This is a genomic window from Pseudonocardia sp. DSM 110487, from assembly GCF_019468565.1.
GTDB lineage: Bacteria > Actinomycetota > Actinomycetes > Mycobacteriales > Pseudonocardiaceae > Pseudonocardia.
Map to the genome: position 1 here is coordinate 9,506,285 of NZ_CP080521.1, position 16,932 is coordinate 9,523,216.

Genomic DNA, 16,932 nt, shown 5'->3' on the forward strand with positions numbered 1-16,932 from the left:
CGTGATCCATCCCCGCGAGTCGCGCTCTGCGTGTACGCGAGTCGCGGTTTCCGTGTACGCGAGTCGCGCTGGGAAGCTCGTGGGGTGACCGCGCCCCTGTTGCCCGAGTACGGACGGCGTTCGCTCGCCGAAGTGCTGCCGGCGTTGCTCACCGCGGTCGGCGTGCCAGGGCCGGTGCCCGCACTGACCGTGCCGCCTGCGCGCGCTGCTGTGCTGCTGCTCGTCGACGGGCTCGGTAGCGAGCTGCTGCGCCGGCACGCGGACGACGCGCCGTTCCTCGCGAGCCTGCCCGATATCGGGCCCCTCACGGCGGGCTTCCCGTCCAGCACGTCGGTCAGCCTTGCGTCGCTGGGCACGGGAGTGCCGCCGGGCGCGCACGGCCTGCTCGGGATCGTGTTGCGCACCGACGGCGAGCTCCTCGACACCCTGCGCTGGACGGCCCGCGGCGGCCGGGTCGACCTGCGCGACCGGCTGGTGCCGGAGGAGGTCCAGCCGGTGCCCACCGCACTGGAGCGGGCGGCGGCCGACGGCGTCGATGTCACCGTGGTGTCACTGAGCGAGTTCGACGGGTCCGGGCTCACCAGGGCCGCCCTGCGCGGCGGCCGCTTCCGGGGCACGTACGCGATGGGCGACCTGGCCGCGGGCGTCCTCGCCGCGGCCGGGGGCCCCGGCCGGCAGCTCTGCTACGGCTACCACCGCGACCTGGACGCGCTGGGGCACGTCTACGGCCCCGGGTCGCTGCCGTGGCGGCTGCAGCTCGCCCAGGTCGACCGGCTCGCCGAGATCGTCGCGGATCGGCTGCCGTCGGACGCGGTGCTCGTGATCACCGGCGACCACGGCATGGTCGCGGTCGACCGGCGGTTCGACGCCGACACCGACCCTGTGCTGGCCGACGGCGTCGGGGAGCTCACCGGCGACCCGCGGGCCCGGCACGTCCACGTCCGGCGGGGTGCCCTCGACGACGTGCTCGCCACCTGGACGGAAACGCTGGGGGACGGGGCATGGGTCGTGCATGGTGAGCAGGCGATCGCCGACGGCTGGTTCGGGCTGCCGGTGGCGCCGCACGCCCGCGACCGCATCGGCGACGTCGTGGTCGCGGCGCGCGGCGGCACGGCCGTGATCCGGTCCCGGGCCGAACGGCTGATCTCGCGGATGCCGGGACAGCACGGCTCGCTCACCCCCGACGAGCAGCTCGTGCCGCTCCTGCTCGCCTCGCCCCGCCCGACCGGGTGAACTCCCGAGACTCGCCGGGGCGGCAACCTCAGATGTTCCTCAATTCTGTGGCAGGACGATCCACCATTCCCCCACCCTGGTTTCACCTGCTGAATTGGGGGGATCGCGATGGAGCTCGTCGTCGAAGTCGAGCTGAGCGTCCGTGACCGGGCCATTCTGCGCGACGTGGCGCGCGGATGTGCCGAACTCGTGTGGGGCTCCGAGCCCGACCTCTACCTCGACGGTCGTTTCTGCTGCGACCAGAACGCCGTGCACCGGTTGGTGCGGGCGGGTCTCATCGCCCCCGCCGTCGAGGGCGCCGTCGGCCAGCGCATCCCGGCGGTGATCACCACGGCCGGCCGCTTGGAGCTCGTGGCCTGACGCCTCGGCACTCACGGCGCAGGTAGCGTCCCCGCTCGTGAACAAGCCGTCGGCCCGCCAGGAGCGGATCCTCGCGATCCTGCGGTCCCGCGGGCCGGCCCGCGTGGCCGAGCTGGCCCGCGAGTTCGACGTCTCACCGATCACGCTGCGCCGCGACGTCGAGGAGCTCGCGCGCAAGGAGCACGTCGTACGCGGCCACGGCGTCGTCCGGCTTCCCTCGAGCCGGCGCAGCGACCGCTCCGCAGGCGTCGTGGTGGTGATGGCGCCGGCGCGCAGCGCGTACCTCGCCCAGATCGTCAAGGGCGCGCAGGAGGCCGTTGCGGAGCTGGGCCTGCGCTGGCACCTGGAGGACATCGGCGACCGGGAGACGGCGGGTGCCGCCATGCGTCGCGCCGCGAGGGTGCCGGACTCCCTCGGCGCGCTGGTCTTCCCGCGCTGGCGCACCATCGGGGCGGTCGAGGCCGAGGAGGCCGACCCCGCCGCCGGCTCGCCTGCGGTGATCGTCGAGCGCTTCGCGCCCGCGGGCAGCGTGCTCGCCGGGTTCGACGCCGTGCGCACCGATCACGCGCACGGCGTGCTGCTGGCGCTGCGGCACCTGCGCGAGCTCGGGCACACCCGCATCCTGCTCGCGGCGCGCAACGACAGCCCGACGGCGCGAACGATCAGGGCGACGTTCGTGGCGCGACTCGCCGATCTCGGCCTGCCGCTCCTCGCCGAGCCACTGCTCAGCTCGGCGGGCGCGGATCCGGATCCGGACACGCGCGTGCCGCACCTGCCTGCTGTGGTCCGCGCGACCCACGCCACCGCGCTGCTCGCGCACAGCGACATCGACGCGCTGAACCTCGTGCAGCAGCTGTACGCAGCAGGCCTGCAGGTGCCGGAGGACGTCTCCATCGTCGCCTACGACGACATGATCGCCGGCCTCGGCGGGCTCGAGCTGACGACCGTGGCGCCGCCCAAGCGCGAGGTCGGCCGCGAGGCGGTCGCATTGCTGCTCGACCGCGTCGAACACGGCGGGCCGGTCCGGCACGTCGAGCTGCTGCCCGGACTTGTGGATCGAGGATCGACCCGAGCCAGAAAATGACCGTTCGATCATTTTGATCGTACGGTCTTGACAGGGATCGAACCGTGCATCACGGTGGCTCGGGAAAGCGCTCTCTCGATGACGAGGAGAACGTCCGTGTCCCACCGATTCCGAGCGCTGGGCTGCGCTCTGGCCATGGCGACCGCCCTGGCGGCGTGTTCCAGCCCTGAGCAGTCGGGTGACGGCCCCGTCGTGATCACGTACTGGTCATCCTTGCGGGGCACCCAGGCCGTGGTCGACGCCTTCAACGCCACGCACACCGACATCCAGGTCGACCTCGACATGACCCCGGCGGGCGCGAACGGAACGAACGCCAAGCTCACCAACGCCACCCGCGCCGGCAACGCCCCCGATGTCGCGACCAGCGACTACGTCTCGCTCCCCGGCTTCGCGATCGACGGGGCGTTCATGGACGTGACCGACCGAATCGACGACGGGTTCCGCTCGCAGCTCGTGCCGCAGGCGTGGGACCAGGTCACGTTCGACGGGCGGGTCTACGCCGTGCCGATCGACATCGAGCCGCAGGTCCTGTTTTACCGGCGCGACCTGTTCGAGCAGCACGGCATCGCGGTGCCGCGGACGTGGGCGGAGTTCGAGCAGGCCGCCCGGGACCTGAAGGCCACGGCGCCCGACGTACGGCTCTCGACGTTCTTCACCAGCAGCGCGCCGCACCTGGCCGGCCTCTCCGTGCAGGCGGGCGGCCGGTGGTTCTCCACAGCGGGCGGGCAGTGGCGCCTCGACTTCACCGACCCCGGCACGATGCGCGTCGCCGGGTACTGGCAGCGCCTCGTCGACGAGGACCTCGTGGCGGTGGCCCCGATCAACAGCCAGCAATGGCAGGCGGGGATCAACAACGGAACGATCGCGACCTACATCAACGGGGCATGGGCCGCGGCGGCACTGATGCGGTCGAACCCCGACGGTGCCGGGAAGTGGGCGGCGGCGCCGCTGCCGCAATGGGATCCGGCGCGGCCCGCGGTCGGGGTGACGGGCGGCTCGGTCTTCGCCATCACCAAGGACAGCAAGCACCCGGACGAAGCGATGGAGTTCCTGCGCTGGATGGTCACCGACCCCGCGGCGTTCGAGGCCCGGTTGTCCAGCGGCACGAGCAGCATGTACCCCGCGGCACCGAACCTGATCCGCGTGGCCGACGAGGGCTTCGACCGCTCCTACTTCGGCGGCCAGGACATCTACGCGCTGTTCCGCCGCGAGGCGGCCACGATCCCCGAGGGCTGGGTGTGGGGCCCGCGGATGCCCGCGACCAACAAGATCATCGAGGAGGGCCTGGCCCGCGTCAGGTACGGCGGCACGATCGCCGGGGCACTCGAACAGGGCCAGGAGGAGTCGTTGCCCGACATGCGAGCACTCGGACTGGCGGTGGATGAACGATGACCGCGACTATCGAGACGCCTGCCGTCGCGCCGGCCCCGGCGAAGCAGCGGACCCGTCCGACCGAGACCCGGGTGCTGGGACAGCGCCGGGCGGTGGCGGTGCTGCTCGCCCCGTTCGCCGCGCTCTGCCTCGGCGTGTTCGTCGTCCCGGCCGCTTACGCGATCTACCTGAGCGTCTTCTCGCAACAGCACTCCGGGCTGGGGTTCGGCAACGGCCGCACGGTGTTCGTCGGGCTCCACAACTTCGTCGTGGTGCTCACCGACCCGAGCTTCCTGCGCAGCATCGGCGTGACGCTCGCCTACGTCGTGCTGTTCATCCCGATCCTGGTGGTCGCCTCGCTGGCCGTCGCGCTGCTGCTCGACTCCGGCCTGGCGAGGGCCCGGCAGTTCGCGCAGACGGCGCTGTTCCTCCCGCACGCCGTCCCCGGCATCATCGCCTCGATCATCTGGCTGTACCTCTACACGCCGGGGATCAGCCCGATGCTCGCCCTGCTCCGGGACCTGAACATCCAGCTCGACCTGCTGGGCCAGACGCTGCTCATCCCATCGCTGGTCAACGTCGCCCTCTGGGGCGGGCTCGGCTACAACACGGTGATCTTCTACACGGCCCTGCAGGCCGTGCCCCGGGACGTGATGGAGGCCGCGGCGGTGGACGGCGCGGGCGCGATCCGCACGGCGGCGCGGGTGAAGGTGCCGATGATCCGCGCCTCGGTGGTGACCGTCAGCATGTTCACGCTGGTGGGCACGCTGCAGCTGTTCACGGAGCCGATGCTGTTCCAGCAGTCCACGCCGCTGATCGGCAACCGCTTCACGCCCAACATGTACATCTTCGACGCGGCCTTCAACCGCGGCAACTACGGCCTCGCGTCGGCGGCGTCGGTGCTGCTGCTCGTCCTGTGCTGCCTGCTGTCCTACGCGGTGGCCCGCTACAGCTCACGAGGAGCGAAGGCATGACGACCGAACTCGGGGGCCGCGTCCGGCGGGGCACCCGCGCGGGCACGATCACGACGAACGTCGTGATCGCGGCCGGCACGCTCTACGCCCTCCTGCCGCTGCTGTGGCTGTTGCTCGCCGCTACCAAGAACGCGGAGGCGCTGTTCAGCAGCAACCTGCTCGACCTGGGCAACTTCGACCTCGCCGGCAACATCCAGGCGCTGCTCGACGAGGACGACGGGCTCTACCTGCGCTGGTACGTCAACAGCATCCTGTACGCGGTGATCGGCGCCGGCCTCGGCGCGCTGATCAGCACCGCGGCAGGCTACGTCTTCGACAAGTACTCCTTCCGCGGGAAGAAGCAGCTCTACGCGCTCGTGCTGATCAGCGTGATGATCCCCAGCACGGTACTGGCGCTGCCGATGTACCTCATCGCGTCCCGGCTCGAGCTGGCCAACACGATGTGGGCCGTCTTCATCACCGTGCTGTTCAACCCGTTCGGCGTCTACCTCGCGCGGATCTTCGCCACCGGGTACGTCCCCGGCGAGGTGCTGGAAGCCGCGCGGATGGACGGCGCGTCGGAGCTGTACATGTTCTTCCGCATCGGGCTGCGGATGCTCGGGCCGGGCTTCGTCACCGTGTTCCTGTTCCAGCTGACGTCGATCTGGAACAACTTCTTCCTGCCGCTCGTGATGCTGTCCGACGAGAAGCTCTACCCGCTCAGCCTCGGGCTGTACGCGTGGAACAGCCAGGCGACCATCACGCCCGAGTACTACCCGCTCGTCATCATCGGCTCGCTGCTCGCCCTGCTGCCGCTCATCGTGGCGTTCCTGATGTTGCAGCGGTACTGGCGATCGGGCCTGACGGCCGGGAGCGTGAAGTAGTGGCGCGTGCGGCCTTCGCGATGGCCACGAGGACCGCGCGGCAGGTGCTCCACCCGGCCGCGGTCGAGCGGATCGCGGCCGCCGTCGACATCGACCCGGACGTCGTACTCGACGGGTTCGACCGCGCCGACCTCGCCGACGTGGAGTTACTGATCACCGGCTGGGGCTGCGCGCCGATCAGCGCGGACGTCCTCGCCGCCGCGCCCCGGCTGCGGGCCATCGTCCACACGGCGGGCACCGTGCGCAATCACGTCACCGAGGAGTGCTGGGAGCGGGGCATCGTGGTGAGCTCGGCGGCCGCGGCCAACGCCGTGCCGGTGGCCGAGTACGCGGTGGCGATGATCCTGCTCGCCGGCAAGCGGGTGCCCGAGATCGCGCGCTGGTTCCGGGCCGAGCGCGTCCAGCAGGACTGGAACGCGCTCTTCCCGGAAGCCGGCAACTACCGGGCGACGGTCGGGCTGCTCGGGGCGTCGCTGATCGGGCGGCGCGTGGCCGACCTGCTGCGGCCGTTCGACCTCGAGGTGCTCCTGCACGACCCGTACGTCGCCGACACCGAGGTGCGCGGCCTCGGCGCCGAACCGGTCGGCCTGGACGAGGTGTTCGCCCGCTCCGGCGTGGTGTCGCTGCACGCGCCGCTGCTCCGCGAGACCACCGGCATGGTCGACGCCCGGCTGCTCACCCTCATGCGCGACGGCGCCACCCTGCTCAACACCGCGCGCGGCGGGCTCGTCGACCACGCCGCGCTGGAGCGCGAGGTGCTCTCCGGACGCCTGCGCGCCGTGCTCGACGTGACGACCCCGGAACCGCTGCCTGCCGGCTCCCCGCTCTGGGACTGCGACGGGGTGCTGATCACCCCGCACGTCGCCGGCTCCAAGGGCAACGAACTGCGCAGGCTCGCCGACGCCGCGGCCGACGAGGTGGAGCGGTGGGCGGCTGGCCGGCCGTTCGCCCACCCCGTGCGCCGCGAACTGCTGCCGCTGACCGCATGACACGCGAGGAGAGAATCCGATTCCCGCCGACGACTTCGACCTGAGCCCGCACACCGGCTGGACCCGCAAGCACTGGACAACCGTCGCCGATGACCTGCTCGCCGCCGTGCAGCGCTACCGCTCGCCGCGCGGCGGCCGGATCGACCTGCCGGGCGCGCCCGCGAAGGCGGGCGTCGTATCCGACGGCCTGGAGGGGTTCGCCCGCACCTTCCTGCTCGCGGCGTTCCGCGCCGCGGGCGACGAGGACGGCACCGTGCTCGCCCCGTACCGCGAGGGCCTGGTGAGCGGGCCGGGGCCCGCCGGTCCCGACGCGTGGCCGCCCATCGGCTCGCACGGGCCTGGCGGGCAGCCGATGGTGGAGTCGGCGTCGGTGGCGCTCGGGTTGCTGGCCGCGCGGCGCTGGACGTGGGACCTGCTCGACGACACCGAACAGGGTCGCCTCGAAGCGTGGCTGCGCGGCGCGCTGCGCAACGAGCCTGCCCCGAACAACTGGTACCTGTTCCCGATGACCGTGGCCGCCTTCCTCGACGAGGTCGGCCGCGGCGACGCCGAGACCGCTCGCGCCCTCGACCGCGCGCTCGACCTCCTGGAGGGCTGGTACCGCGGCGACGGCTGGTACAGCGACGGTGACGGCCGCGCCTTCGACCACTACATCGGCTGGGCGATGCACCTCTACCCGGTGCTGGTCGCACACCTGCGCGGGGACACGGCACAGCTGGAGCGGCTCGGCCCGCGGCTGGAGGAGTTCCTCGGCTCGTTCGCCGCCACGTTCGACGGCAACGGGGCGCCGCTCTACCAGGGCCGGTCGCTCACCTATCGCACCGCGACGCTGTCGGCGGTGGCGCTGGGCGAGGTGGTCGGGTGGACGCCGCTGCGGCCGGGCCAGACCCGGCGAATCCTGTCGGCGGGCCTGCGCTACTTCCTCGATCGCGGCGCGCTCACCGACGGGATCTTCTCCCGCGGCTGGCACGGCCCGCACGCGGCGACCCTGCAGACCTATTCAGGGCCCGCATCGCCGTACTGGGCGAGCAAGGGCTTCCTCGGGCTGCTGCTGCCGGAGACGGCGCCGCTGTGGACCGCGGTCGAGGAGCCGCCGCCATCGGCCGGGCCGGACCGGACGATCGTCATCCCGTCCGTCGGCTGGCTGGTGCAGACGACTCAGGCGGACGGCATGGTCCGCGTGCACAACCACGGCAGCGACCACATCAACCCCTGGGACGCCGACCGCGGCGAGCCCGACCCGCTCTACGCCCGGCTCGCCTACTCCACCCGCACCGGACCCACTGCCGTCCGCAACGCCGCCGACAATCACATCGCCCTGCACGTCCGGGGCCGGGAGAGCGTGCGGCGGCGCATCCACCGGATCGGCAGCGGACCGGACTGGGTGGCGTCGTGGCACCAGCCGCAATTCCCCGGCCCGCCCGCCTACCCCGGGGGCCCGCCGGTCGCGGGCGGGCCAGTTCTCCCCCAGGGGCGGATCGAGAGCCTTGTCGTCGCGCGGGGCGCGTGGGAGGTGCACGTCCACCGGCTCCGCTCCGTGCCCGCCGGCATTCCCGTCACAGTGACGGGATGGGCGCTCGCCGCCGCGACCCCGCAGGAGCTCGACTCACACGTCGACGACGTCGCGGTCGCGCTGCGCACCGACGCAGCGGCCACCAGGCTCGTCGGCTGCCACGGCTTCGACGCCGCCGAGGTCCAGCGGGCCCCGCAGGGCACGGCCTACGGCGCATGGGCGCTGGTGCCCACCCTGCGCGGCACGGTCGTACCCGGCGACCTCGTGGTCAGCGCCTCGACGCTCACCGCGGCACCGGATTCCACCACGCCCGAGGTCGCGGTGGAGGGCACCGAGGTGTCGGTCCGCTGGCCCGACGGCGGCCGCACGACGTGCACCTGGACCGCCGCTGCCCCGGCCATCAGGACGACATGAAGCGCATCTCACACACCAATGGGTCAATTCTCGAACCCATTGTCGGGATTCGTCGTTTCCGGTGAAGCCGGCAGCGTGGCGGCGGCCACACCAGCACCTTTCCTGCGCGACATACCTCCTTAACTGATGCGTAACATCGCGACCGCAGACTCGTAACCGCTCCCCCACAACTCGCACATAGGTATCCGCCATGTTGTACGGAACTGACGATCCCGATCCTGTCGCTGCTGTCAGCAGCGTCCTGCCCGGCTACCGTTTCCCGTGCCCGGACCTGGCCAGCATTGATCGGCACATCGCCGAGCGACGAGAGCACATGGGGCCTCGTTCGAACCTCACCCCGGCGTTCAAAGAGGCAGCGCGGCAGGACATCGACCGGCTGCTGGAACGGCGGCTCTACCTGATGACCGTTCACCTCGCCGATCCCTTCGAGGACTCCCTCCCAGAGGCAGCCTGACCAGCCGGGTCAGGTCAGGCGCCCGGTCGGGTCGGGGCGCCAGCGGGTGAGACGGGTGCGGAGTGCCTCGGCCATCTCGGCCAAGAGGCGCTCGCCTTCCGGCGCGCTCGCGCCGGTCGGGTCGCCGAGGATCCCGTTCGAGCTCACCGCCGCCACACCACCTGCGCGCAGGGCAGGGAGCAGATCGGCGAGCGGCGCCGTGACACCCGTCTCGGCGGCGTCCTGCCGGACCGCGGCGGGGTCGAGGGCGAGCAGGATGGACGTCTCGGTGCGCCCGGCGTGCGCGTCCCCGCCTGTCACGACGCACGGCGACCACGCCGCGTCGCGGCCCTCGTGGCGCAGCTGTGCCACCGCATCCGGCACGGTCGGGAGGTTGCCGCCGTGCCCGTTGACGAACACGAGCCGCGACGCCCACCGGGACGCCGAGCGGCCCAGCTCCACCAGCACCGCGCGCAGCGCCTCGTGCCCGATCGACAACGTTCCCGGGAAGCCCTCGTGCTCACCGGACGCGCCGTAGGCCAGCGGTGGCGCGACCAGCAGGGCCGGGCCGTCCGCGGCGGCTCGGCGGGCGACGGCGGCGGCGACGCGGGCGTCCGTGTCGAGCGGAAGGTGCGGCCCGTGCTGCTCGAGCGCCCCGAGCGGGACGAGAAGGGTGGCAGATGGCACCTCCGGCCACGCCCGATCGCCGAGATTCATCCGACGAGCGGCGCGTTCGTCAGGTTCCGGCTACCGGGACCGGGAGGCCGGCGAGAGGGCTCTCGTCGCATGCTCTGTCCGGGCGCATTCCGATCGAGACCGGGACGGGGCCGCGCCCGTTCCGCGGCGCGGACCTCGAGTGGTCGACGTCCGACTTCGGGATCACCGTGTCGGCGCCCCTTGCCGCGAGGGCCTGCTCGCCGAATCCGCGGACGCACTCCGGGTCGGGCCCGTCGAGCGGGAGGCCGGTGAAGAACTTGGCGGCCATGCAGCCACCCTGGCAGGAGTCGTAGAAGCCGCAGCTGCGGCAGGCGCCGCCGGTCTGCGGCTGCCGGAGCTCGGCGAAGAGCTCGGAGCCGCGCCACACCTCCTTGAACCCGCCCGGCGAGCGGACGTTGCCCGCCAGGAAGTTCTCGTGGATCGCGAACGGGCAGGCGTAGACGTCGCCGACGGGGTCGATCAGGCAGACCACCCGTCCGGCCCCGCACAGGTTGAGCCCGGGCAGCGCCTCACCGTACGCGGAGAGGTGGAAGAACGAGTCTCCCGTGAGCACGTTGTCGCCCCGCGCCACGAGCCAGTCGTAGAGCTGCCGCTGCTGCGCGGCCGTGGGGTGCAGCTCGTCCCACACGTCCGCGCCGCGCCCCGACGGCCGCAGCCGCGTGATGCGCAGCTGCGCGCCGAACTTGTCGGCGATCGACTTGAACTCGTCGAGCTGGTCGACGTTCTGCCGGGTCATGACCACGCTGATCTTGGGCTGGCCGAACCCGGCCTCGGCGAGGTTCTCCAGCGCCCTGATCGCGGTGGCGTACGAGCCGGGCCCGCGCACGTGGTCGTTGACCTCGGCGGTGGCGCCGTCGAGGGAGATCTGGACGTCCACGTAGTCGGTGGCAGCGAGCTGGGCGGCCCGCGCCTTGTCGAGTTTGATCCCGTTGGTCGAGAACTTGACGCCGACGTCGTGCGCGACCGCGTAGTCGAGCAGCTCCCAGAAGTCGGAGCGGACAGTCGGCTCCCCGCCGCCGATGTTGACGTAGAAGACCTGCATCCGCTGCAGCTCGTCGATCACCGACTTCGCTTCCGCCGTGCTGAGCTCGCGCGGGTCCCGCCGTCCGGAGGACGACAGGCAGTGCACGCACGCGAGGTTGCAGGCGTAGGTGAGCTCCCAGGTGAGGCAGATCGGGGAGTTCAGGCCGTACTGGAAGTGCTCGACCAGCTTCACGGGCGCTCCTCGATGGTTCCGTTCGCGGCCAGCCCGGCCAGCGCCCGCAGGTAAGCCGGGCGCTGGGCCTCCTCGACGCCCGCCGCCTCGAGCGCGGAGTGCACGTCGGGGTGCCGCTCCAGCCCGGACACGACCTCGACGAGCTGGGGGGTCTTCAGGAACGACAGCCTGCGGGTGCCGAAGTGGTAGACGAGCGCCCCGAACGGCTCGGGGCGCACCGCCACCCGCGGGCTGCAGCAGTGGGGCCGCGCCGGGTCGAAGACCACGGCGTCAGCGGAAACCGCGGTCAGTAGACACCGCACATGCCGTCGATGGAGACCTCCTCGACGAGGGTCTCCTCGACCACGGGCTCCTCGGCAGCGGCCTGGGACTCGCTGGTGGGCGACATGCGCATCCTCCTGACGACGGTGGCTCGGGTGTGACGGACGTTAATTGACACGTCGTGTCAAAGACAAGGCCCGACAGACTGCTCGGATGGAGTCAGAAGTCCTGTTGCACATGTGCACCGCCGCGGAGTGGGAGGCCGCTCGCGCCGCCGGTGCGGTGACGCCGCCGTCGCTCGCCGAGGTCGGGTTCGTGCACCTCTCGACACCCGAGCAGGTGTCGCTGCCGGCGAACCGGCTCTTCCGCGGCCGGACCGACGTCGTGTTGCTGGTGATCGACCCGGCCCGCGTCCCCGTCGAGATCCGGTGGGAGCCTGGCGTGCCCGGCGACCCGGAGTCGATGCGCTTCCCCCACGCCTACGGTCCCGTCCCGGCGGCGGCCGTGACGGCCGCCCTGCCCTACCGGCCAGGGGAGGACGGCACCTTCACCCCACCGACGCTGTCCGGCTGACCGCCCGGCGAGCGTCCTCGGCGACGAGATCCGCGTTGATCGCCGCCCCGGCCGCCAGTCCGGCGGCGGCGGAGCTGATCACCTGCGCCTGCACCTCCACGACGTTGCCGGCCGCCCAGACCCCGGGCACGGCAGTGGCGCCGCCCGGCCCGACCGGCACCGCGGCGCCGATCACGTGCTCCCCCATCCGCACCTCCTCCGCCACCAGTCCCGGTACCGGGGGCACGCGGGCGGTGAACCTCGGTGCGACCACGAGCGCCTCGCGCGGGATCGTCCGGCCCGAGGCCAGGCGAACGCCGGCCAACCGATCGTCGACGACCTCCAGCCCCGCGACCTCGCCGTCCACCACCGCGATCCCGAGCGCGGCCAACTGCTCCCACTCGTCCTCGGAGAGTTCGGGCCCGGTGTGCAGGAACAGCGTGACGTCATCGGTCAGCTGCCGGAACAGCAACGTCTGGTGCACGGCCATCGGCCCGGTTGCCAGCACTCCGACGGCCCGGTCGCGCACCTCCCAGCCGTGGCAGTACGGGCAGTGCAGCACGTCCCGGCCCCACCGCTGCGCCAGTCCCGGTACGTCCGGCAGCTCGTCGGCGAGGCCCGTCGCGACGAGCAGCCGACGGGCCGACAGCGTGCGACCGTCGTCGAGCCGGACCCGGAAGCCGGGGTCGACGGCCACCACGCTCCCGTGCACCACTTCCCCGCCGTAACCGAGCACCTCCGCGCGGCCGGCCGCCAGCAGCTCGCTCGGCGGCGTGCCGTCGCGCGTCAGGAAGTTGTGCACCCCGTCGGCGGGCGCGTTCCGCGGCTCGCCGCCGTCCACCACCAGCACCGAGCGCCGGGAGCGGAGCAGGGCCGTCGCCCCGGCCAGCCCCGCCGCTCCGCCGCCGATCACGATCACGTCATAGGTCATGCCGCCCACTCTGGGCCGGGACCGCCGAGCCGGCCCGGTTTCGTGCCGATCCGGCAAAGGTGATCCGGTGCACCAGCAGTTCCAGCGGACCCCGGTCGACGTGGCGCAGCCACAGCGGGGCGACCGCGAGCAGGAGCGCCGAGACACCGGCCCACAGCGCGAGCACGAACCACGGCCCGGCACCGGCGAACCGCTCCGCAAGCCCGAAGCCCCAGCCGTAGCAGAGCACGGCGGCGAGCACGTTCTGCAGGACGTAGCCCGAGAGCGCGGTGCGGCCGACCGCGGTCAGCCCCCGCCGGATCGGGCCGGGCTCGCGTCGACCACGCAGGACGAGCGTCGTGCCGAGCCCGAGCAGGCCGAGCGCGACGAGCGGCGGCGCGAGGTAGCGGTCCACGAGGAACCAGCCCGGGCCAGCGGCGGCCGCCAGTGCGTTCAGCGGAACCCCGACGCCGAGGCCGACCCCCATGAGCCTCCGGCGGATCCGCGTTCCCGCCTCGGTGAACGCACCCGCGCGCACCAGCCGGGAGCCGACGAGGAACAGCACGACGGCCGACGGGACGATCAGCACCAGCTCCGCCCGGAACAGGGCGACGTACTCGAGGCGCAGCAGCACCTGTCGCGGCCAGCTCGCCGTGAGGGCCGGGTCGGGGGTCGAGCCGGACCCCGACGCGTCCGGCGTCGCCAGCAGCAACGCCGTGACCGCGAGCAGAGCCGCGACGTAGACCGCTCCGACCGCGCCCGCCACGGCCCGCACCGCCCGGTCGCTCCGCCCCACCAGGTACGCCACCAGGAACGACGCGATCGCGTACCCCATCAGGACGTCGAACTCGAACACGAGGACGTAGTGCACGAGCCCTTCGACGAACAGGATCGCGGCACGCACCGGATACCTGCCGGGCCACGGGTTCCCCCGGCGCACGGCCGACCGGTACTGCAGCTCGATCCCCACCCCGAACAGCAGCGTGAGCAGCGCGAGGAACTTGCCGTTGGTGAGCGTCTGCAGCGCGATCTCGAGCGGGTCGCTCTCGGAGAACGCCGTCGAGATCCACGCCGCCGGCCCACCGGGCGCGGCGAACAGCCAGACGTTCGTGCCGAACGTCCCGACGATCGCGACGCCCCGGAGGACGTCGAGCGCGTCGATCCGGCCCCGCCCACTGATCACGGTCATGGGGTCGAGGATCGCCCGGCCGAGGGAGCCGCGTCGTCGGGCGAGGGATCGATCCGACGTGCAACCTTGGATCGATCTCAGAACATCTCTGTACAGTTGTGAACATGGATGTTCGCACCCGGAGGCCGGTGCAGCCCAGCCTGCTGCAGGTCGCCGCCGAGGTACTCGTCGCCGATCCGCGGGCCTCACTCGGGGAGGTCGCCGCGGCGGCAGGCGTCGGCCGCACCACGCTCCACAAGCGCTACCCCACCCGGGACGCGCTGCTGCTCGCCGTGGCCCACGACTCGGTCGACCGGTTCGCGGATGCACTGGCCGACTCGGGCATCGCCCTGCTCGCCCCGCACGCGACGGCGGCGGACGCCACCGGCGCCCTGCGCAGGCTCGTCGAGGCGCTCGTCCCCCTAGGGGCCCGGCTGGAGTTCCTCCTCCGCCAGCCATCGCTCGACGACGATCCGGCCCTCGCGGCGCGGATCGAGCGGCTCGACGAGCCGATCGAGGAGTTCGTCCGCAGGGCGCAGCACGCCGGAGCGGTGCGCAGGGATGCGCCGGTCTGGTGGGTGGTCAGCACGCTGTACGCCCTCACCTACTCGGCGTGGGACGGGGTGGCCCGCGGGCGGCTCGCCGCCCGCGATGCCCCGGAACTGGCGTTCCACACCCTGCTCGCCGGTATCGGGGAAGCACCGTGAGGGCGCTGATCGGTCTGCTCGCCTCGACCACCCTGTCGAACACCGGCAACGCGATCGTCGCGGTCGCCGTGCCGTGGTTGGTGCTGGAGCGCACCGGCAGCGCCACCGCGGCGGGGCTCGCAGGGGCGGCCGCGATCCTGCCGGTCGCCCTGTCGGCGCTCTTCGGTGGCGCGCTCATCGACCGGATCGGACGGCGCACGTGCGCCGTCGCCGCCGACGTGCTCAGCGCGCTCGCCGTTGCGGCGCTCCCGCTGCTCGACGGGCTCGTCGGGCTCGGGCTGCCACTGCTGCTCGTCCTGGTGGCGCTCGGTGCGGTGTTCGACGGGCCGGGCGCCGCCGCGCGCGAGGCCATGCGTCCCGATGTCGCGCGTAGCTCCGGCACCCCGCTGCCGAAGCTCAACGCGTGGGGCGAGGCCGCCGAGAGCGTCGGGAACATGGTCGGGCCGGGGGTCGGTGGCGTGCTACTGGTGGCGACAGGCGGGTTCGGCGCGCTGTGGGCCACGGTCGCGATGTTCGTGCTGTCCGCGGTGATCACGGGGTGGACCATGCCCGCCGCGGCCGCGCCGGCACCGGTCCGCGAGCCCTACCTGCGCTCGGTGGTCGACGGCCTGCGGTTCGTCCTGCACGACCGGGGCCTGCGGACCGTCGCGCTCACCGCGACGATCATCGTCGCGTTCGCGGCCCCGTTCCAGTCGGTCGTGCTCAACGCGCACCTCCAGCAGGCCGGCCGGCCCGCGGAGTACGGGCTGGTGCTGGCCGCGTTCGCCGTGGGAGGGCTGATCGGCGCGCTCGGGTACGGCGCGGTGGCGCACCGCATGTCGGAGGGAACCGCGCTGGTGGGCTCGGTGGCCGCGGCCGGGCTCGGGCTCGCCGCGTTCGCACTGCTGCCGCCGGTGCCGGTGCTGGTGGTGCTCGGGTTCGCGGTCGGCGTGGTGGCAGGCCCGATCAACCCGGTGGCGGCGCTCGTGATCCAGCACCGCACGCCCGATCGGATGCGGGGGCGCGTCATCGGCAGCTACACCTCGCTCGCGGTGGCGGCCGGGCCGCTCGGGCTCCTCGCGATCGGGCCGGTGGTCGACGCGGGCGGTCCGGGCGCCGGCTACATCGTGATCGGCGTCGGCTGCCTGCTGGCCGCCGCGTTCGCGCTGACCGGGCGCACTCACCTCGGTCCGCCGGAACCGGACCGCGTCGATGCGGCGCGCTGAGACCGGGTCCCACCCCCGAGTGGGGGTGCACCCCACGCCGATCGCGGGGGCTTGTGCCAGTGCCCCACGCACGCGGCGTCCCTAACGTCGTCGACCATGGTTCCCCCATCGCCGCAGCGGACGAGGACCGATCTCCTGCTGTTCTTCGCCGGGACGTTCGCGGTCAGCTGGCTGCCGTGGGGTCTGGCGCTGCTCGCCGGTGGCGACATCGGGGAGCCGCTCCCCCAGCTCCTGTTCGTCGTCGGTGCGTTCGGCCCGACGGCGGTCGCGCTGCTCCTGTGGTGCGGCGGTAGGCGCCGTCCGCGCGGACCCAACCCGTTCCGCGCGGCGGGGCGCTGGTTGCTGCCCGCGCTGCTGCTCGGCGCAGCGCCCGCCATCGCCGCGGCCCTCGTCGACGGCACGCTGGACCTCGCGACCGCGGGAGATCGGGCGGCGACGATCGGCGGGCCGCTGATGGTCATCGGATTCGTGCTCATCGCGGGGCCGCTTTCGGAGGAGTTCGGCTGGCGGGGCTACGCGCAGCCCCGTCTTCGCCGGACACTCTCGCCGGTGTGGACGGCCGTGCTGCTCGGCCTCGTATGGGCCGCATGGCACGTGCCGTTGTTCCTGCTCCCCGGTACGACACAGGCCGAGATCGGGCTGGGCAGCTGGGAGACAGGGCTCTTCTTCGCGGCGTTCCTACCGATGAGCTACACGATCTGTGTGATGTCGGAGCGGCTGCGCGGCGGGGTCGCCGCGGCCGTGGTGGTGCATTTCGCAGGCAACGGCGCTGCCGGTCTGTTCCCGACAACCTCGACCGTCGGTGCGCTTCTCGACGTCGCGGTGGCGACCGCGATCGCCATCGCGCTGCACCTGCTCGTCGGCCGGACGGCACCGACCGCGGCCGTCGCGGACCGGGACGCCACGGGGAGAACCGGCGTGCCCGGGGGTGTGTGAGTCCGCGTACCACCTTCGATCGACGC

General features: G+C 72.6%; 19 protein-coding genes. 13 read left to right on the forward strand and 6 right to left on the reverse strand.

The window, feature by feature from the left end; translation table 11 throughout:
• Positions 1-84 precede the first annotated feature (84 nt).
• From K1T35_RS44710 to K1T35_RS44750, 9 genes are all read left to right on the forward strand, one after another.
• Positions 85-1,233 (forward strand): alkaline phosphatase family protein, encoded by a 1,149-nt coding sequence (locus tag K1T35_RS44710; protein ID WP_220257687.1) that lies wholly within the window; start codon positions 85-87, stop codon positions 1,231-1,233.
• A gap of 108 nt (positions 1,234-1,341) precedes the next feature.
• Positions 1,342-1,593, forward strand: a complete 252-nt coding sequence (locus K1T35_RS44715) for a hypothetical protein (RefSeq protein ID WP_220257688.1) — start codon at positions 1,342-1,344, stop codon at positions 1,591-1,593.
• Positions 1,594-1,630: 37 nt separating this feature from the next.
• Positions 1,631-2,677 (forward strand): LacI family DNA-binding transcriptional regulator, encoded by a 1,047-nt coding sequence (locus K1T35_RS44720; RefSeq protein WP_220257689.1) that lies wholly within the window; start codon positions 1,631-1,633, stop codon positions 2,675-2,677.
• A 135-nt stretch (positions 2,678-2,812) separates the two neighbouring features.
• Positions 2,813-4,069: an ABC transporter substrate-binding protein gene (locus K1T35_RS44725; protein WP_220257690.1), complete on the forward strand. Its 1,257-nt coding sequence runs from the start codon at positions 2,813-2,815 to the stop codon at positions 4,067-4,069.
• Positions 4,066-5,022, forward strand: coding sequence for a carbohydrate ABC transporter permease (locus K1T35_RS44730; RefSeq protein WP_220257691.1), 957 nt, complete (start codon positions 4,066-4,068; stop codon positions 5,020-5,022). Before K1T35_RS44725 ends, K1T35_RS44730 begins: the two co-directional genes overlap by 4 nt.
• A complete protein-coding gene (locus tag K1T35_RS44735; protein WP_220257692.1) occupies positions 5,019-5,885 on the forward strand; it encodes a carbohydrate ABC transporter permease in 867 nt (288 codons plus the stop codon). The genes K1T35_RS44730 and K1T35_RS44735 overlap by 4 nt, the downstream gene beginning before the upstream one ends.
• The gene (locus K1T35_RS44740; RefSeq protein WP_255621354.1) at positions 5,885-6,874 is read left to right on the forward strand and encodes a hydroxyacid dehydrogenase; all 990 of its coding nucleotides are present in this window, start codon (positions 5,885-5,887) and stop codon (positions 6,872-6,874) included. Before K1T35_RS44735 ends, K1T35_RS44740 begins: the two co-directional genes overlap by 1 nt.
• 40 nt (positions 6,875-6,914) lie before the next feature.
• A complete protein-coding gene (locus K1T35_RS44745) occupies positions 6,915-8,801 on the forward strand; it encodes a DUF2264 domain-containing protein (protein ID WP_255622780.1) in 1,887 nt (628 codons plus the stop codon).
• 313 nt (positions 8,802-9,114) lie between these two features.
• Complete coding sequence (locus K1T35_RS44750) at positions 9,115-9,255, forward strand: hypothetical protein (RefSeq protein ID WP_220257693.1); 141 nt, start codon at positions 9,115-9,117, stop codon at positions 9,253-9,255.
• Between the two features lie 9 nt (positions 9,256-9,264).
• Here K1T35_RS44750 and mftE read toward each other — a convergent pair whose 3' ends face one another.
• From mftE to mftA, 4 genes are read right to left on the reverse strand one after another with little or no spacing between them, the layout of a single operon-like run.
• Entirely contained in the window at positions 9,265-9,951 is a 687-nt protein-coding gene (gene mftE, locus K1T35_RS44755) for a mycofactocin biosynthesis peptidyl-dipeptidase MftE (RefSeq protein ID WP_220257694.1), read from the reverse strand.
• Between the two features lie 19 nt (positions 9,952-9,970).
• Positions 9,971-11,167, reverse strand: a complete 1,197-nt coding sequence (gene mftC, locus K1T35_RS44760) for a mycofactocin radical SAM maturase (protein ID WP_220257695.1) — start codon at positions 11,165-11,167, stop codon at positions 9,971-9,973.
• Positions 11,164-11,433 (reverse strand): mycofactocin biosynthesis chaperone MftB, encoded by a 270-nt coding sequence (mftB, locus tag K1T35_RS44765; RefSeq protein ID WP_220257696.1) that lies wholly within the window; start codon positions 11,431-11,433, stop codon positions 11,164-11,166. Before mftB ends, mftC begins: the two co-directional genes overlap by 4 nt.
• A gap of 20 nt (positions 11,434-11,453) precedes the next feature.
• Complete coding sequence (gene mftA, locus K1T35_RS44770; protein ID WP_075955157.1) at positions 11,454-11,555, reverse strand: mycofactocin precursor MftA; 102 nt, start codon at positions 11,553-11,555, stop codon at positions 11,454-11,456.
• 86 nt (positions 11,556-11,641) lie between these two features.
• Between mftA and K1T35_RS44775 the strand changes: the two genes are divergently transcribed.
• Complete coding sequence (locus K1T35_RS44775) at positions 11,642-12,001, forward strand: DUF952 domain-containing protein (RefSeq protein WP_220257697.1); 360 nt, start codon at positions 11,642-11,644, stop codon at positions 11,999-12,001.
• Here K1T35_RS44775 and K1T35_RS44780 read toward each other — a convergent pair.
• Positions 11,976-12,911 carry an NAD(P)/FAD-dependent oxidoreductase gene (locus K1T35_RS44780; protein WP_220257698.1) on the reverse strand — a complete coding sequence of 312 codons (936 nt, stop codon included), beginning with the start codon at positions 12,909-12,911 and terminating at the stop codon, positions 11,976-11,978. The genes K1T35_RS44775 and K1T35_RS44780 overlap by 26 nt on opposite strands.
• Positions 12,901-14,079 carry a DUF418 domain-containing protein gene (locus K1T35_RS44785; protein ID WP_220257699.1) on the reverse strand — a complete coding sequence of 393 codons (1,179 nt, stop codon included), beginning with the start codon at positions 14,077-14,079 and terminating at the stop codon, positions 12,901-12,903. Before K1T35_RS44785 ends, K1T35_RS44780 begins: the two co-directional genes overlap by 11 nt.
• Positions 14,080-14,183: 104 nt before the next feature.
• On the opposite strand from K1T35_RS44785, the gene K1T35_RS44790 reads away from it, so the two are divergent.
• The 3 genes from K1T35_RS44790 to K1T35_RS44800 all read left to right on the forward strand — a co-directional run bounded on the left by K1T35_RS44790 (position 14,184) and on the right by K1T35_RS44800 (position 16,906).
• A complete protein-coding gene (locus tag K1T35_RS44790) occupies positions 14,184-14,765 on the forward strand; it encodes a TetR/AcrR family transcriptional regulator (protein WP_220257700.1) in 582 nt (193 codons plus the stop codon).
• Complete coding sequence (locus tag K1T35_RS44795) at positions 14,762-15,970, forward strand: MFS transporter (protein ID WP_220257701.1); 1,209 nt, start codon at positions 14,762-14,764, stop codon at positions 15,968-15,970. The genes K1T35_RS44790 and K1T35_RS44795 overlap by 4 nt, the downstream gene beginning before the upstream one ends.
• 96 nt (positions 15,971-16,066) lie before the next feature.
• Positions 16,067-16,906: a CPBP family intramembrane glutamic endopeptidase gene (locus K1T35_RS44800; protein ID WP_220257702.1), complete on the forward strand. Its 840-nt coding sequence runs from the start codon at positions 16,067-16,069 to the stop codon at positions 16,904-16,906.
• Positions 16,907-16,932: the final 26 nt, after the last annotated feature.

What these genes read in the sequence shown, in the direction of transcription:
- K1T35_RS44775 (WP_220257697.1), top strand. Translation starts at nt 11,642, where the DNA reads ATGGAGTCAGAAGTCCTGTTGCACATGTGCACCGCCGCGGAGTGGGAG.
- K1T35_RS44735 (WP_220257692.1), top strand. Translation starts at nt 5,019, where the DNA reads ATGACGACCGAACTCGGGGGCCGCGTCCGGCGGGGCACCCGCGCGGGC.
- K1T35_RS44780 (WP_220257698.1), bottom strand. Translation starts at nt 12,911, where the DNA reads ATGACCTATGACGTGATCGTGATCGGCGGCGGAGCGGCGGGGCTGGCC.
- K1T35_RS44790 (WP_220257700.1), top strand. Translation starts at nt 14,184, where the DNA reads ATGGATGTTCGCACCCGGAGGCCGGTGCAGCCCAGCCTGCTGCAGGTC.
- K1T35_RS44750 (WP_220257693.1), top strand. Translation starts at nt 9,115, where the DNA reads ATGGGGCCTCGTTCGAACCTCACCCCGGCGTTCAAAGAGGCAGCGCGG.
- K1T35_RS44715 (WP_220257688.1), top strand. Translation starts at nt 1,342, where the DNA reads ATGGAGCTCGTCGTCGAAGTCGAGCTGAGCGTCCGTGACCGGGCCATT.
- K1T35_RS44800 (WP_220257702.1), top strand. Translation starts at nt 16,067, where the DNA reads ATGGTTCCCCCATCGCCGCAGCGGACGAGGACCGATCTCCTGCTGTTC.
- K1T35_RS44725 (WP_220257690.1), top strand. Translation starts at nt 2,813, where the DNA reads ATGGCGACCGCCCTGGCGGCGTGTTCCAGCCCTGAGCAGTCGGGTGAC.
- mftA (WP_075955157.1), bottom strand. Translation starts at nt 11,555, where the DNA reads ATGTCGCCCACCAGCGAGTCCCAGGCCGCTGCCGAGGAGCCCGTGGTC.
- K1T35_RS44730 (WP_220257691.1), top strand. Translation starts at nt 4,066, where the DNA reads ATGACCGCGACTATCGAGACGCCTGCCGTCGCGCCGGCCCCGGCGAAG.
- K1T35_RS44785 (WP_220257699.1), bottom strand. Translation starts at nt 14,079, where the DNA reads ATGACCGTGATCAGTGGGCGGGGCCGGATCGACGCGCTCGACGTCCTC.
- mftE (WP_220257694.1), bottom strand. Translation starts at nt 9,951, where the DNA reads ATGAATCTCGGCGATCGGGCGTGGCCGGAGGTGCCATCTGCCACCCTT.